Origin of the sequence: Pseudomonas sp. NFX224 (genome assembly GCF_048565165.1) — a bacterium.
Classification (GTDB): Bacteria; Pseudomonadota; Gammaproteobacteria; order Pseudomonadales; family Pseudomonadaceae; genus Aquipseudomonas.
On the sequence record NZ_CP183416.1, the window covers coordinates 3,221,259 to 3,235,967 of the forward strand.

General features: G+C 60.7%; 15 protein-coding genes. 12 read left to right on the top strand and 3 right to left on the bottom strand.

All coding sequences use genetic code 11. The features are described from left to right. Window positions 1-18: 18 nt before the first annotated feature. Window positions 19-993 carry an RHS repeat-associated core domain-containing protein gene (locus tag ACNYC6_RS14470; RefSeq protein WP_419712836.1) on the bottom strand — a complete coding sequence of 325 codons (975 nt, stop codon included), beginning with the start codon at window positions 991-993 and terminating at the stop codon, window positions 19-21. Between the two features lie 224 nt (window positions 994-1,217). Here ACNYC6_RS14470 and ACNYC6_RS14475 point away from each other — a divergent pair, with 224 nt between their 5' ends. The 4 genes from ACNYC6_RS14475 to ACNYC6_RS14490 all read left to right on the top strand — a co-directional run bounded on the left by ACNYC6_RS14475 (window position 1,218) and on the right by ACNYC6_RS14490 (window position 6,510). Then, window positions 1,218-2,135: a LysR family transcriptional regulator gene (locus ACNYC6_RS14475; protein WP_419712837.1), complete on the top strand. Its 918-nt coding sequence runs from the start codon at window positions 1,218-1,220 to the stop codon at window positions 2,133-2,135. A gap of 219 nt (window positions 2,136-2,354) precedes the next feature. After that, window positions 2,355-3,887, top strand: coding sequence for an MFS transporter (locus ACNYC6_RS14480; protein ID WP_419712838.1), 1,533 nt, complete (start codon window positions 2,355-2,357; stop codon window positions 3,885-3,887). Between the two features lie 26 nt (window positions 3,888-3,913). Then, window positions 3,914-4,978, top strand: a complete 1,065-nt coding sequence (locus ACNYC6_RS14485; protein ID WP_419712839.1) for an HlyD family secretion protein — start codon at window positions 3,914-3,916, stop codon at window positions 4,976-4,978. Continuing rightward, a complete protein-coding gene (locus tag ACNYC6_RS14490) occupies window positions 4,975-6,510 on the top strand; it encodes an efflux transporter outer membrane subunit (RefSeq protein WP_419712840.1) in 1,536 nt (511 codons plus the stop codon). The genes ACNYC6_RS14485 and ACNYC6_RS14490 overlap by 4 nt, the downstream gene beginning before the upstream one ends. A gap of 7 nt (window positions 6,511-6,517) precedes the next feature. On the opposite strand, the gene ACNYC6_RS14495 is transcribed toward ACNYC6_RS14490, so the two are convergent. Next, entirely contained in the window at window positions 6,518-7,276 is a 759-nt protein-coding gene (locus tag ACNYC6_RS14495; protein WP_419712841.1) for a slipin family protein, read from the bottom strand. 2 nt (window positions 7,277-7,278) lie between these two features. Continuing rightward, on the bottom strand, window positions 7,279-7,809 hold the full coding sequence (locus ACNYC6_RS14500) for an NfeD family protein (protein ID WP_419712842.1): 531 nt from the start codon (window positions 7,807-7,809) through the stop codon (window positions 7,279-7,281). A 196-nt stretch (window positions 7,810-8,005) separates the two neighbouring features. On the opposite strand from ACNYC6_RS14500, the gene ACNYC6_RS14505 reads away from it, so the two are divergent. The 8 genes from ACNYC6_RS14505 (at window position 8,006) to ACNYC6_RS14540 (ending at window position 14,709) form a co-directional block, all read left to right on the top strand. Next, a complete protein-coding gene (locus tag ACNYC6_RS14505; protein WP_419712843.1) occupies window positions 8,006-8,467 on the top strand; it encodes an aminoacyl-tRNA deacylase in 462 nt (153 codons plus the stop codon). A gap of 131 nt (window positions 8,468-8,598) precedes the next feature. Further along, complete coding sequence (locus ACNYC6_RS14510) at window positions 8,599-8,844, top strand: DUF2789 domain-containing protein (RefSeq protein ID WP_419712844.1); 246 nt, start codon at window positions 8,599-8,601, stop codon at window positions 8,842-8,844. Between the two features lie 103 nt (window positions 8,845-8,947). Next, complete coding sequence (locus ACNYC6_RS14515; RefSeq protein ID WP_419712845.1) at window positions 8,948-9,376, top strand: MarR family winged helix-turn-helix transcriptional regulator; 429 nt, start codon at window positions 8,948-8,950, stop codon at window positions 9,374-9,376. Then, entirely contained in the window at window positions 9,373-11,445 is a 2,073-nt protein-coding gene (locus ACNYC6_RS14520) for an FUSC family protein (RefSeq protein ID WP_419712846.1), read from the top strand. Before ACNYC6_RS14515 ends, ACNYC6_RS14520 begins: the two co-directional genes overlap by 4 nt. Further along, complete coding sequence (locus tag ACNYC6_RS14525; protein ID WP_338584109.1) at window positions 11,442-11,651, top strand: DUF1656 domain-containing protein; 210 nt, start codon at window positions 11,442-11,444, stop codon at window positions 11,649-11,651. The genes ACNYC6_RS14520 and ACNYC6_RS14525 overlap by 4 nt, the downstream gene beginning before the upstream one ends. Next, entirely contained in the window at window positions 11,648-12,535 is an 888-nt protein-coding gene (locus ACNYC6_RS14530) for an HlyD family secretion protein (RefSeq protein WP_338584110.1), read from the top strand. Before ACNYC6_RS14525 ends, ACNYC6_RS14530 begins: the two co-directional genes overlap by 4 nt. Further along, window positions 12,532-13,980 (top strand): efflux transporter outer membrane subunit, encoded by a 1,449-nt coding sequence (locus tag ACNYC6_RS14535; RefSeq protein ID WP_419712847.1) that lies wholly within the window; start codon window positions 12,532-12,534, stop codon window positions 13,978-13,980. Before ACNYC6_RS14530 ends, ACNYC6_RS14535 begins: the two co-directional genes overlap by 4 nt. A 93-nt stretch (window positions 13,981-14,073) precedes the next feature. Further along, entirely contained in the window at window positions 14,074-14,709 is a 636-nt protein-coding gene (locus tag ACNYC6_RS14540) for an NADH:ubiquinone oxidoreductase subunit N (RefSeq protein ID WP_419712848.1), read from the top strand.

Sequence of the window (14,709 nt, forward strand, 5' to 3'; positions counted from 1 at the left end):
TCTCTGCGCCCAGTATACTCAACCTCTTCGCACCCCTGCTTGCGTCAATGCAAATGTTGTTCTCAGATTGTCCAGTTCAGGATCATCAAACAGATCTGCTGGTGGGGGGGTGAATACAGAGTCCACAGGAGGTTTTGGCCAGTATTCCGGAGCCGGCGGAGCATCCGTACCCAGTAGACGCATGTGTTCTCTTTGTGGTTCCGGCGCTGGGGAGCCCTTGTATGTAGTTCTTGTTGACCAAACGCTGCCCCGTCTAGAGCCGTCGGGACCGTGGGGCGTTGTGGAATATTGGCCTGAAACCATAGGACGGCGATTCGCGGTTGTATTTCTTCCTGTCGATGGATACTGGGCAAAGTGGGTGTCTTTACCCCATGGCATTCCATGCGTGCTGCCATCTCCCTTCGATGGATACCTACCCGTGGTGACGACTGTCGGTGATCTCGCCGCAACTGCTCCGCCAACATTGCTTATCCCTACCCAATCACCGTGTTCAACACCCATTTTCCTACCTGTACTTTCCGTTGCCTTGAGTGCTCGCGTACGACTTGGCCCGGTAACGTCGCTGCCGCCAAAAATGAATTTGGCTACGTTTCTAGCGAGTGTCTTAAACCAGGGCTCTATCCATGGAACATGCCCAGTCGGATCCGCCCGATTCACCGGATCCCCCACGCAATACATATACGCATTTAACCCACCCCCCCGAAACGGGCTCCAGCTGTCCGGACTATGAAAACGCATCAATCGCGGGTTGTAGGCGCGATAGCCATTACCCAGCAAATACCAACCGATATCCGCTTCACGCAATTGGCCATTGAAGCCCAGACCTGTCTCGACTTTCTGTGGCGCGGATTGTTCGCCGTAGGCGGAGTAACCGATGGTGTGGGTCTGGCCATCGACCATTTCACCAATGATTGATTGGCTGCGGTCGGTTGCCAGAAGCACTACGCGTTGTCTGCTGCGGTTGTCTTGATCAACAGGTTTGGCTTGACTCATATCGGCGTCTTCTCGGCAGTGGGACAGGTCTTGAGTTTTACTCGCTTGAGCCGGGCCTGAGAACTATCAAAACTGATAGTGGCCAGCACAAACTTTGCGACCGGATCAGATCCTTAGTGGGAGCGAGCCTGCTCGCGATGGGGCCGGTGCTGCTGACACATCACCCAGAGGATGTTTGCTAGCATTGCGTCTGAATCAACCACGATCCGTCACGAGTGCTCGCCATGCAATTGCCAGACATGAACCTCTTGGTCGCCCTCGATGCGTTACTCGACGAGGGCAGTGTGGTGGGTGCGGCGCGGCGGATGAATTTGAGTCCGGCGGCAATGAGCCGGACGCTGACGCGCATTCGCGAGGCCATCGGCGATCCGATCCTGGTACGTGCCGGTCGAGGTCTGGTGCCCACGCCCAAGGCGTTGGAGCTGCGTGAGCAGGTGCGCGATGTGGTGGAGCATGCTGCGCAATTGTTTCACTCGGCCCGGGTGGTGGATCTGGGCAGTTTGCGTCGGCGATTCAGCATTCGCGCCAACGACTTTTTCATCGGCATCTACGGCGGCAAGCTGTTCGACACCATGGAGCGTCAGGCGCCGCATTGCGAATTGCGCTTTGCGCCGGAAGGCGATGGCGATGACGAGGCGTTGCGCGAGGGTCGTATCGATATCAGCGTCAGCAATAACCGGCCGCGGATGCCGGAAGTGAAGGTGCAGAACCTGTTTTCCACCCAGTTTGTCGGGCTGGTACGCGAGGATCATCCCTTGCTCGATCAGGAGATCACTGCCGAACGTTTTGCCGGGTATTCACATATCAGCATGTCCCGCCGCGGCATTGCCCGCGGGCCGATCGATACGGCACTCAATGCGTTGGGACTGGAGCGGCGGGTGGCGGTGATCGCGCCGAGTTTCCATGCGGCAATGTTCGCCTTGCCCGATTCCGATCTGATTCTGCCGGTGCCCAGGGAGACGCTGTTGAGCGTGCGTAGACTGGGGCTGAAGCTGCGTTCGTTCACCCTGCCGATTCCGTTGCCGACCATCGTGCTCAGTCAGGCCTGGCACCCGCGATTCGACAATGACCCCGCCCATCGCTGGTTGCGTGAAACGCTGAAAGCCTGTTGCGACGAGACCTGGCTCGCCGCTCAACCTTGATGGCCGCAAGGGGTCATTAACACCTATGGATGGTGGTTGAACTGATGCGGCGGTGTTAGTTTTTTCCGTCATTTCCTGTGCGAGGCGCGTGTCCGTCCTCGTTTGATTGCCGTCGCTCGAATGCTGCGTTCCACGCACTTATAAAGTGCTGATAAGTCAGTTTTCGACAGCGATGGGCATTCGTAGACTGCCACCTTCTATTTTCGGAGTTGAGAACCGATGACCTCCTTGACGGCCTCGGTGCCTTTGGCTGCCCCTATGCCGGCTGCCGCGCCCATGGTGTTTGGTCCACGGCTCGTCATTGGTTTGGTCGGTGTGTTGCTGGCGGTGCTGGTTTCAGGCCTGAACGAGATGGTGACCAAGGTGGCCCTGGCTGACATTCGTGGTGCGTTGGCCATCGGCTATGACGAAGGCACGTGGCTGGTTGCCAGCTACGCCGCCACCTCGGTGGCGGCGGCGGCGTTTGCGCCGTGGTGTTCGGTGACGTTCTCGTTGCGCCGCTTCACCCTGTGCGCCATCAGTGCATTCACGCTGTTGGGGGTGTTGTGCCCGCTGGCGCCAAACTACGAAAGCCTGCTGGTGCTGCGTACCTTGCAAGGCCTGGCCGGCGGCGCATTGCCACCGATGCTGATGACCGTCGCCCTGCGTTTTTTGCCAGCCAACGTGAAACTGTACGGCCTGGCCGGTTATACCCTGACCGCCACTTTCGGCCCGGGACTGGGCACGCCGCTGGCCGGGCTCTGGACCGAGTATGTCGGTTGGCAGTGGACCTTCTGGCAAATCGTCGTGCCCTGCCTGATTGCCATGGTCGCGGTGGGTTACGGCATTCCTCAGGACCCGCTGCGACTGGAGCGTTTCAAACAGTTCAACTGGCGCGGTTTGCTGTTGGGTTTTCCGGCGATTTGCATGCTGGTGATCGGCATCCTGCAGGGCAATCGGCTGGACTGGTTCGAGTCGAATCTGATCTGCGGTTTGCTGGTGGGCGGGGTGCTGTTGCTGGTGCTTTTTTTAATCAACGAGTGGTCGCAACCGGTGCCGTTTTTCAAGATGCAGATGCTCGGCATCCGCAACCTGTCGTTCGCGTTGATCACTCTCGCCGGGGTGCTGGTGGTGTTGTCGGCGGTGGTGATTATCCCGTCGAGCTATCTGGCGCAGGTCCAGGGTTATCGCCCGGTACAGACCGCACCGATCACGCTGCTGGCAGCGTTGCCACAGTTGATTGCGCTGCCGTTGGTGGCGGCGTTGTGCAACCTGCGCTGGGTCGATTGCCGTTGGGTACTGGGGCTCGGCCTGAGCATGTTGGTGCTGTCTTGCATCGGCGGTTCGCAGCTGACTTCGGAATGGATTCGCGACGACTTCTACGTGCTGCAACTGCTGCAGATATTCGGGCAGCCGATGGCAGTGTTGCCGTTGCTGATGCTGTCGACCGGGAGCATCAACCCGATGGACGGCCCGTTCGCCTCGTCCTGGTTCAACACCGTGAAAGGCCTGGCGGCGGTAATCGCCACCGGCGTGCTGGAAACCCTGACCACCCAGCGCCTGCACTTTCATTCGACGATGCTGGTGGACCGTCTTGGCAATTCACCGCTGGTCGACAGCGACACTCCGGGCCTTGCCCATCGGTTGCATGAACAAGCCGTGGTGCTGGCCGCCTCGGACCTTTACCTGTGCATGGCCGGCGTCGCCGTGGCGCTGATCCTGCTGATTTTCTGGCTGCCGACGCGGATCTATCCGCCGCGCGCACCGACCTGATTGCTCCACTGAAACTGAAGGTTTTTATGACGACTCAAACAAAGCAAAAAGTGACCGTGGGCGTCGCGGTCCTGATCGCGGTTGGCGTGGTGGTGTATCTGCTGGCGCCCAACCTGTTCGGCCAGCGCACGCAACAGAGCACCAATGACGCGTACGTCTCGGCGGACTACACCCTGGTGGTGCCGCGCGTTGCCGGGTTCATCAAGCAAGTGCTGGTGGAAGACAACCAGCAGGTCAAGGCCGGGCAGTTGCTGGCGCTGATCGATGACCGCGATTTGCGCGCTGCCGCCGAAGCCGCCGCTGCGGAATCATTGGTGGCGCAGGCGCAACTGCAAAATGCTCGGGCCACTCTCGATCGTCAGGCATCGCTGATCGCTCAGGCGCAGGCAAAAGTGGTATCGGCCAAGGCTGAAATGGCGTTCGCCGAACATGAACTCAATCGCTACAACCACCTCGCCGGAGTCGGCGCGGGCACCGTGCAAAATGCGCAGCAGGCGCGTACGCGCATCGATCAGGCCAGCGCGCAATTGACCAACGCCACGGCAGTGCTGGCGGCGGAACGCAAGCAGGTGGATATCCTGACGGCGCAGCGTGACGCGGCGGAAGGTGGCTTGAAACGCGCACAGGCGAAGCTGGAAATCGCCAGTTACGAGCTGTCGTACACGCGCATTGTCGCGCCGCAGGATGGCATGGTCGGCGAGCGTGCTGTGCGGGTCGGCGCCTACGTCACGCCGGGCAGCAAACTACTCGCCGTGGTGCCGCTGGCGCAGGCGTATGTGGTGGCCAACTTTCAGGAAACCCAATTGACGAATGTCCAGCCAGGGCAGGACGTGCAGGTGCGCGTCGATACGTTTGGCGGCACGGCATTGAACGGGCGTGTCGAGAGCATCGCCCCGGCCACTGGCGTGACGTTTGCCTCGGTCAAGCCGGACAACGCGACCGGTAATTTCACCAAGGTTGTGCAGCGAATTCCGGTGAAGATCGTGCTGGAACCGGGGCAACCGTTGGCTGAGCGGTTGCGGGTGGGGATGTCGGTGGAGGCGCGGATTGATACGGCCAGTGTTGGGGCGAATGAGGTAGTTCAGCGATGAGATTTTTCATTGATCGTGCTGACGCCATCGCGCGCAGGCTCGCTGCTGCAGAGGAGCGCATTTCAATGTCGCAGCTGACGTGCCCGCGAAGAGGCCCGCCACTCACCCTTTGTGCCTTGCTTGTGATGAGCCTTACAGCTTGTACCGTCGGCCCCGACTTCCAGAAGCCCGAAGCACAGCAAATCGCCGAGTGGTCGAAACCGTCAAATGCCGCCGCCAGCCAGGCGATCACCGAGACCATGAACGAGCGCTGGTGGGAGGTCTTCAACGACCCCAAGCTCTCGGCTCTGAGCCAGCGCGCCCTCACCGACAACCTTGACCTGAAACTCGCCAGCAGCCGCTTGCAACAGAGCCGCGCCATACGCCAGGTGGTGACAGCTGATCGCTATCCGACCAGCGCCGCCGGCGGCAGTTACGCACGTAAACGCAACAGCGGCGAAGGCTTGATGGACCCGTCAGGGAACAACGGAAGCTCGGCGTTCAACCTTTGGGATGCCGGTTTTTCCGCATCCTGGGAACTGGATTTCTGGGGCCGCGTGCGCCGCGAAACCGAAGCCGCCGACGCCTCCCTGGAAGTCGCGGAAAACGACCGCCGCGGCGTGTTGTTGTCAGTGCTCGCCGAGACCGCGCAAAACTACATTCAGTTGCGCGGGGTGCAAAACACCCGCGCTGTCACCGAGCAGAATCTCGACGTCGCTCGCCACAGCCTGAAGCTGTCGCAGCTGCGTCTGGCGGATGGCGTTGCGACCGATCTGGATGTCGCCGAAGCTGCCGCACAGGTCGCCGCTATCGAGTCGCGACTGCCGGCGCTTGAGCAGCGTCAGGCGCAACTGATCAACGCCCTGAGCCTGTTGATGGGCGAGCCGCCACACGCGCTGGCGTCCGAGTTATCCAGCGACGCACCGGTGCCACAAACGCCGCGTCAGGTCGCCATCGGTTTGCCGTCGCAACTGGCCGAGCGTCGCCCGGACATCCGCGAGGCCGAAGCCCGCTTGCATGCCGCAACCGCGAGTATCGGCGTAGCGAAGGGGGATTTTTATCCGCGCATCACGCTGTCGGGCAATGTCGGTTCGCAAGCCATGCAACTCGGCGACTTCGGATCCTGGGGCTCGCGCACGTTCGGTATCGGCCCACAGTTCAGCTTGCCGTTGTTCGATGGAGGGCGTCTGCGCGGCGTGCTGAATCTGCGTGAAGCACAACAACAGGAAGCGGCCATTGCCTACCAGCAAACCGTGCTGCGGGCCTGGCATGAAATCGACGATCAGTTGAGCGCCTACAACGCCAGTCAACTGCGCCGCGACAGCCTCGCCGAAGCGGTGCGGCAGAACCAGATCGCCTTGGAAACCGCGCAACAGCAATATACGGAAGGCGTGGTGGATTTCGTCAACGTACTCACCGTTCAAAGCGCCTTGCTGGCGACTCAGGAACAATGGGTCGAGAGTTCCACTGGCGTGTCGCTGGCAGCCGTCGGCTTGTACAAGGCGCTGGGTGGCGGATGGCAGTCGGTGTATCCGCTGACGGCGCAACGCTGAGTGTTGTTCAAGGTTTCGGCGACAAATCCGCCATCCCTTTGAGCAACTCGATCGGCAGCGGGAAGACGATAGTCGAGCTCTTGTCGCCGGCAATCGAGCTCAGCGTCTGCATGTAACGCAGCTGCATGGCCCCGGGTTGGCGGCCGAGCATTTCGGCAGCCTGCATGAGTTTTTCCGAGGCTTGCAGTTCGCCTTCGGCGTGGATCACTTTGGCCCGGCGTTCCCGTTCCGCTTCGGCCTGTTTGGCGATGGCGCGGATCATCGATTCGTTGAGGTCAACGTGCTTGATTTCGACGTTGGCCACTTTGATCCCCCAAGCGTCGGTCTGGGCGTCGAGTACTTGCTGGATGTCGATGTTCAGCCGTTCGCGTTCAGCCAGCAGTTCATCGAGTTCATGTTTGCCGAGCACGGCGCGCAAGGTGGTTTGCGCCAATTGGCTGGTGGCCATGAGAAAGTCTTCGACCTGGATAATTGCTTTCTGCGGATCGAGCACGCGGAAGTACAGCACGGCGTTGACCTTGACCGAAACGTTGTCACGGGTGATCACGTCTTGCGTTGGTACGTCGAGGACCACGGTGCGCAGGTCGACGCGAACCATTTGCTGGACCACCGGAATCAACAGGATCAGGCCGGGGCCCTTGACCTGCCAGAAGCGTCCGAGCTGGAACACCACCCCGCGCTCGTATTCGCGCAGGATGCGGAAGGTCGCCCCTGCCAATGCGATCAACAGCAGTAGCAGTGCGACAAAACCCAGTTGCAATCCCATGGCTATTCTCCAGCCGTCACCGCGTCAGTCGCGGCCACTTCCAGCAATAAACCCTTGCGTGCCTCCACCCGGACCCGTTGCCCGATGTGCAACGGTTTGGCGCTCGACACTTGCCAGCGCTCACCCTGTAAATGCACCCAACCGTGGCAGTCATCGCCGGCCTGCAACGACAAAACCGGCGTCACGCTGCCCAGCAGTCCGGCATCGCCGCTGACGTTTTCACGCGGTCGGGTTTTCAGTGCGCGGATCAGCAAGAACATCAGCAGCAGTGCGCTGATCAGTCCCAGGCCGATCATCATTGGGATGGGCATTTCGGTGTTGGTCAGGATCACCGCACCGATCACGAACATCACGATCCCGCCCAGGCCGATCACGCCGTAATTGGGCAAGGCTGCCTCGGCGATCAGAAACGCGATGCCGAAGGTGATCAGCCAGATTCCGGTCGGGTTGGCAGCGAGTAATCCAGCGTCGGCGGCAAGGGCTTGGCTGCTCAACGCCAGCAAAAATGCAATGGCACAACAACGTGTGTTCACGTGACCCTCCGCGAGAGTCGCTGGTGGTTCTGTATACAGTTTAGTTGACTGATCGATTGTATGAATTTTGCTCAAATGTCGACCTGTCCGATGGGCGGATTTCCCGCCGGATCGCCGCTTCGGGCCTAGACTTTCAGTACGTGGAAACGTGTTAACCATCGTCCGCCAGGCGTTAATGCGGACACCGAGGTGCATCATGCGTATGGCAAGAACCGTGCTGAGAAGCCTGGAAAAGGCTCAATGCGACTACGACATCGTCACCCACCCTCATTCGGCCAGCAGCCTTGAAACGGCGCGGGTCGCGGGCATTCCTGCCGAACGGGTGGCCAAATCGGTGATCCTGGATGATCACCATGGGCATTACCTGATGGCCGTGCTGCCTGCCAGCCGTCATCTGGACTTGAGCAAAGTCCGCAGCAGCGGCGAATGGCAGGTGTCACGGGAAAGCACTCTGCCGCACCTGTTCGATGACTGCGAACGTGGCGCCATACCGGCCCTGGGCGAGGCCTATGGGCTGGACGTGGTCATCGATCCCATGCTGACCCGACAGAAAGACATCTATCTGGAGGCTGGCAACCACACCAATCTGCTGCACATGAACATGCCGGACTTCCTGAAAATGGTGCCGCATGCGGAAGTGCGGGAGTTGAGTAACTGAGTCTTGCAGTGTTTTGTCTGCCGCTATCGCGGGCAAGCCCGCTCCCACAGGTTTTTCGCAAGACTTGTGGGAGCGGGCTTGCCCGCGATTGACCGCGCAGCGGTCCCTCGATCAGTTCACAGGAGTTCGACATGGAAAACCCAAACCACAGCCTCCCATCCCTGTTCAAGCAACTCGGCCTAGCCGATGACGCCGAAAGCATCGACAAATTCATCGCCACCCATTCACCGCTCAAACCTGAACTGCATCTGGCGGATGCGTTTTTCTGGACCAAGGGTCAGGCGGAGTTTTTGCGTGACGAGATTTTGGATGACGCCGATTGGGCGGAGGTGGTGGATCAGTTGGATGTGATGTTGAGGAAAGGGCGTGGGGTGTAGAAACTCAACACTTGACGGAAAATCCCTCCCAATGCAATATTGATAGTTAGCAAACTAACAATGTGTGTTTTCCCTCGTGCCGAATAAACTCGACGCTCTCCAGATGAACATCAGTAGCTCCATGGTGGTGGCCGCCCGGCATTGGCGCAAGATCTGCCAGACCACGCTGGTCAACTATGGAATCTCCGAAGCCTGTGCCGTCCCGTTGTTGATGATCGGGCGTCTGGGTGAGGGCGTGCGGCAGGTGACGGTCGCGCAGGCGGCGGGGATGGAGAGTCCGTCTCTGGTGCGTTTGCTGGATCAGTTGTGCCACGCCGGTTATGTCTGCCGCACCGCCGATGCCCAGGACCGCCGTGCCAAATGCCTGAGCCTGACCGATACTGGTCGTACCCTGGTGCAAGCGGTCGAGGTTGAATTGGTGCGGTTGCGTAATGAGGTACTTGAAGGCATCGATCAGCGAGATCTGGAAGCCGCCCTGCGCGTATTGAAGGCCTTTGAATCGGCCGGACAACCCTCGGACGACCACCCTTGAGCGGCTTCTTTTCAGGGATGCCACCGGCTCGGGACTGGTTCTACGGCGTGCGCACCTTCGCGGCCTCGATGATCGCGCTGTACATCGCCATGCTCATGCAAATGCCGCGTCCGTATTGGGCGATGGCCACGGTGTACATCGTCTCCAACCCGTTTCTCGGCCCGACCACTTCCAAGGCACTGTACCGCGCGGTCGGTACTTTTCTCGGCGCCGCCGCGGCGGTGTTTTTCGTGCCGATGTTTGTCCAGAGCCCTTACGTGCTGGTGGTGGTGATTGCGCTGTGGACCGGGACGCTGTTGTTCCTGTCACTTCACCTGCGTACCGCCAACAACTACGCCTTGATGCTCGCCGGTTACACCTTGCCGCTGATCGCCCTGCCGGTGGTGGATAATCCGCTGGCGGTGTGGGATGTGGCTGAGGCGCGTACCGAAGAAATTTTCCTCGGCATCGCTGTCGCGGCGGTGATGGGGGCAATGTTCTGGCCACGACGGCTGGCGCCGGTGTTCAACGACTCGGTGAGCAAATGGTTCGCCGACGCTTCGACCTACAGCCAGCGCTTCCTCAGCCGCAACGTGCAGCCGGAGGAAGTCAGTGCATTGCGTTCATCGCTGGTGGCGACGTTCAACACCCTTGAATTGATGATCGGCCAGTTGCCACACGAAGGTTCGCGGCGGCAAACAGTCAGCAATACCAAAGAACTGCGCGGGCGGATGATCCACTTGCTGACGGTGGTGGATGACCTCGACGACGCGCTCTATGCCCTGGAACGACGTACGCCGGAGCTTGTGGACAGGATCGCGCCGCTACTGAGCGCAACCACTGAATGGCTTGCGCATAAAGACGCCGACGTCGATCGCTGGCAGGCACTGAAAGATCAGCTCGAAGCCGTGCAACCCGGTGCCCAGGAGCTGGATGATCGCAAGCAACTGCTGTTCTCCAACGCGGTTTATCGCCTCGGCGAGATGATCGACTTGTGGCAAGACTGCCGTAGCCTGCAACGCGCCATCCAGTGCGAAAGCCAGGACAGCTGGCGCGCGGTCTATCGGCATTGGCGCCTGGGCCGTCTGACACCGTTTATCGATCGTGGTCTGATGCTCTATTCCGCCGCTTCCACCGTCATGGCGATCATTGTCGCCTCGGTGCTGTGGATTCTGCTCGGCTGGACCGACGGCGGCGCGGCAGTGATCCTGGCTGCCGTGGCGTGCAGTTTCTTCGCCTCGATGGACGACCCCGCGCCGCAGATTTACCGGTTCTTTTTCTGGACGGCGATGTCGGTGTTGTTCGCCAGCCTTTACCTGTTTTTGGTACTGCCCAACCTGCATGACTTTCCAATGCTGGTGCTGGCGTTTTCCGTGCCCTTCATCATCGTCGGCACGCTGACGGTCAAGCCGCAGTTTTATCTGGGCATGCTGCTGACCCTCGTCAACACCTCGTCTTTCATCAGCATTCAAGGCGCCTACGACGCGGACTTCCTCAGTTTTGTGAACTCCAACCTGGCAGGCCCCGTCGGCTTGCTGTTTGCCTTCGTCTGGACCCTGATCGCCCGGCCATTCGGTGCCGAGTTGGCGGCCAAGCGCCTGACCCGTTTCAGCTGGCGCGACATTGTCAGCCTCACCGAGCCGGCCACGCTAGCCGAGCACCGACATCTGGGCGTTCAGATTCTGGACCGCCTGATGCAGCATTTGCCGCGTCTGGCCATGACCGGCCAAGACACCGGCATCGCCCTGCGGGAAGTGCGCGTGGCGTTGAATCTGCTGGACCTGCTCGCCTACACGCCGCGCATTCACGGCACGCCGCAGGTGCTGTTGCATCAGGTGGTGGCCGAGGTCGGCGAGTACTTCAAGGCATGCCTCAAGGCCGGTGAACGCTTGCCGGCCCCGAGTCCGTTGCTGATGACGCTCGACCGCTCCCGCCGCGCCCTGGCTGGCGCGGGTGATGATGAAACCCGTCGGCACCTGCTGCACGCCTTGAGCGGCTTGCGCCTGGCGTTGTTGCCCGGCGTCGAGTTTGTCGGTTCTGCCGACGTTGAAGAACCGCTTCCCCATGGCATCGATGGAGCGCCTTTATGATCGGTGATCTGGATATCAGCGGGGTGTTCCTGCCTACGCTGCTGGTGCTGATGGGCATTACGTATGTGTTGTACCTGTTGGTGCACGGGGTGCTGATGCGCCTGCACTTTTACCGTCTGGTCTGGCACCGGGCATTGTTCAACGTGGCCCTCTACGCCTTGCTGCTTGGCGCCGTGGACTCACTCAGTCGATACCTGATGACATGAAAAAACCGTTTTTAACCCTCGGTCGCGTCGTGCTGACCCTGTTGATCGTGACCTTCGCCGTCGTCGTGGTCTGGCGCATGGTGATGTATTACATGTTCGCGCCCTGGACCCGCGACGGGCACATCCGTGCCGATATCGTGCAGATCGCGCCGGACGTGTCCGGGCTGATCCAGCAGGTGGACGTGCGTGACAACCAACTCGTCAAGCGTGGCCAGGTGCTGTTCACCATCGATCAGGACCGTTTCAAGCTGGCCCTGCGTCAGGCGAAAGCGGCGGTCGCCGACCGTGAAGAAACCCTGGCCCAGGCCCAGCGCGAGGCCAAGCGCAACAAGGGCCTCGGTAATCTGGTGCCGGGCGAGCAACTCGAAGAGAGTCAGTCCAGGGTCGCCCGCGCCCAAGTGGCGTTGATGGAAGCTCAAGTGGCGGTTGATAGCGCGCAACTGAACCTCGACCGCTCGGTGATCCGCAGCCCCGTGGACGGCTACGTCAACGACCGCGCGCCACGCACGCAGGAATTCGTCAGCGCCGGTCGGCCGGTGTTGTCGGTGGTCGACAGCAATTCCTTCCACATCGACGGCTACTTCGAAGAAACCAAACTCGACGGCATCCATGTCGGCCAGAGCGTTGATATCCGGGTCGTCGGCGACCGTGCGCGGCTGCGCGGGCACGTCCAAAGCATCGTCGCCGGTATCGAAGACCGCGACCGCACCAGCGGCAATAACCTGCTGCCCAACGTCAACCCGGCGTTCAGCTGGGTGCGGCTGGCCCAGCGGATTCCGGTGCGGATCGCCTTCGATGATGTGCCGGCGGATTTCCGCATGATCGCCGGGCGTACCGCGACGGTATCGATCATTGACGACAAGAACCGGGAGCCCGCGCAATGAGCAAGGCCTCGGGTTTGGCGATCGCCGGTTTAGGCTTGCTGTTGTCGGCGTGTCAGATGGTAGGGCCGGATTATCATGTGCCGGACGAGGCCGCGATCCAGCGTGACGACTTGCAGGGAGAGCTGGCGGTGAACGGCAAACCGGTGGTTTCGGCGCCGGTGCCGGACGATTGGTGGCGCCTGTATCAAGACCCGCGACTCGACCAATTGGTCCAGCAAGCGTTGGCATCCAACACCGATTTGCGCGTGGCAGCGGCGAGCCTGCAGCGGGCCCGTGCTCAAGTCGACGAGGCCAACGCGGCAGGCGGCTGGAGCGGCGGCGTGAAGATGGGCGCCCAGCGCTTGCAGGAATCCGGTGAAGCCTTTTTGTTGCCGGAAAAAGTCCCGGTGGCCAATATTGGCGACATCGGTATCAGTGCGTCGTATCAATTCGACCTGTTCGGCACCTTGCAGCGCGGCATCGAAGCGGCCAAGGCCAATGCCGATGCGACCCAGGCTGCCGCCGACACGGCGCGTATCACCTTGGTTGCCGATGTGGTCCGGGCCTACACCCAAGTGTGCGCGGCGAACGAAGAGCGGGAAATTGCCCAGCACTCCCTCGACCTGCAATCGCAAAGCACCACGTTGATTCAGCGCTTGCGCGACGCCGGGCGTGGCGACGAAACCCAGGTCACACGCTCGCAAACCCAATACAAATCCCTGCGCGCTGACATGCCGCGATATGAAGCGGCGCGTCAGGCCGGGTTGTATCGCTTGTCGATGTTGCTGGCCAAACCGCTGGATCAGTTGCCGGCAGGCACCGCCACCTGTGACGAGTTGCCGAAGATCGCGCAACGGGTGCCGGTGGGTGACGGCGCATCGTTGCTCAAGCGTCGTCCCGATGTGCGGCAGGCCGAACGTCGATTGGCGGCAGCGACCGCCGGTATCGGTGTCGCCACGGGTGAGCTGTACCCGAATATCAGCATCGGCGCGACGGTTGGCACCGTTGGCATTCTGGATAATCTCGGCGAACCGTCCACCAACCGCTGGGGCTTCGGCCCGTCGTTGACCTGGAACGTGCCGACTAACGGCGCCCGCGCCCGAATCCGTGAAGCCGAAGCGGTAGCGCAGGCAACGCTGGCGCACTTCGATGGTGTGGTGCTCAACGCCATTCGTGAAACCCAGACCGGCCTCGCGCAATACAGCGCGATGCTGCAACGTCGCGATGCACTGGCGGACGCCGAGCAGTCGGCGAAATTGGCCGCTGATCAGACTCACCGCTTCTTCCAGGCCGGCCGCGCATCGTTCCTGGCGGACTTGCAGGCGACCCGCACCTACATCGACGTCACGGCGCAACTGGCTGCCGCCAACACTCAAGTGGCTGCGAGCCAGATCGATTTGTTCCTCGCCTTGGGTGGCGGTTGGGAAAGCGGACGAACGCAAGCGTCGAACTCCGGCAAACCCTGAGGCCGTTGCTATGCTTTGAAGTGTTGGAAGGGCGCCCCGTGCAAAGCGCCCTTTCTTCGCACAAGGCTCGCGCAGGTCAGGGGGAAACCAATAATGAAAAACCCTTATGCTCTCGGTTTCTGGTGCGCCATCGTGGCGCTGGTGCTGCTCACGGGCACCTATTTCTACGGCATCATGCTGGCTCACCAGATCGACAAGGCGATGGTGTTCCTCGACAGTGCCGCCGCGCTGATTGCCGTGATGTCGATTGCGGTGGTGGCCTGGGCGTCAGTCCAGAACCAGCGGATCAAAAAAAGACAACTCGAACAAGGCAAGACGTTGGTGCTGATCTGGGACACCAAGGTGGCGCTGCGTCGTGTCGAAACCGTGTTCGATCGCTATTTCTGGGGCAGCTACTGGCAACCGGGGCGTACGTTCCAGGAAGTCATGGGCGAACTGACCGGCACGCCGCTGGAAAAAAGCCTCGAAACCTTGAAGAAACAATGCCTGGAGCTGGACAAGCAAGTGGCCGACGATGGCCGGCACTGGCTCAACAACGCCCGGGAACTGGCCGACGTCGCGACAGCCATGGCCCGCGAGCGTTATCAATTGGACTTCTGCGATCCTCGTGGGGAAGTAACGGGCGGGGCGGTGATCAATCGGGATTTTGAAGTGCTGGTGTACACCTGGACCGCGCGGCTGAAAACCTTTGATCATCAGTTGGATGAGATCGAGGTTCAGTACTCCTGA

What these genes read in the sequence shown, in the direction of transcription:
- ACNYC6_RS14470 (WP_419712836.1), bottom strand. Translation starts at nt 993, where the DNA reads ATGAGTCAAGCCAAACCTGTTGATCAAGACAACCGCAGCAGACAACGC.
- ACNYC6_RS14475 (WP_419712837.1), top strand. Translation starts at nt 1,218, where the DNA reads ATGCAATTGCCAGACATGAACCTCTTGGTCGCCCTCGATGCGTTACTC.
- ACNYC6_RS14480 (WP_419712838.1), top strand. Translation starts at nt 2,355, where the DNA reads ATGACCTCCTTGACGGCCTCGGTGCCTTTGGCTGCCCCTATGCCGGCT.
- ACNYC6_RS14485 (WP_419712839.1), top strand. Translation starts at nt 3,914, where the DNA reads ATGACGACTCAAACAAAGCAAAAAGTGACCGTGGGCGTCGCGGTCCTG.
- ACNYC6_RS14490 (WP_419712840.1), top strand. Translation starts at nt 4,975, where the DNA reads ATGAGATTTTTCATTGATCGTGCTGACGCCATCGCGCGCAGGCTCGCT.
- ACNYC6_RS14495 (WP_419712841.1), bottom strand. Translation starts at nt 7,276, where the DNA reads ATGGGATTGCAACTGGGTTTTGTCGCACTGCTACTGCTGTTGATCGCA.
- ACNYC6_RS14505 (WP_419712843.1), top strand. Translation starts at nt 8,006, where the DNA reads ATGCGTATGGCAAGAACCGTGCTGAGAAGCCTGGAAAAGGCTCAATGC.
- ACNYC6_RS14510 (WP_419712844.1), top strand. Translation starts at nt 8,599, where the DNA reads ATGGAAAACCCAAACCACAGCCTCCCATCCCTGTTCAAGCAACTCGGC.
- ACNYC6_RS14515 (WP_419712845.1), top strand. Translation starts at nt 8,948, where the DNA reads ATGAACATCAGTAGCTCCATGGTGGTGGCCGCCCGGCATTGGCGCAAG.
- ACNYC6_RS14525 (WP_338584109.1), top strand. Translation starts at nt 11,442, where the DNA reads ATGATCGGTGATCTGGATATCAGCGGGGTGTTCCTGCCTACGCTGCTG.
- ACNYC6_RS14530 (WP_338584110.1), top strand. Translation starts at nt 11,648, where the DNA reads ATGAAAAAACCGTTTTTAACCCTCGGTCGCGTCGTGCTGACCCTGTTG.
- ACNYC6_RS14535 (WP_419712847.1), top strand. Translation starts at nt 12,532, where the DNA reads ATGAGCAAGGCCTCGGGTTTGGCGATCGCCGGTTTAGGCTTGCTGTTG.
- ACNYC6_RS14540 (WP_419712848.1), top strand. Translation starts at nt 14,074, where the DNA reads ATGAAAAACCCTTATGCTCTCGGTTTCTGGTGCGCCATCGTGGCGCTG.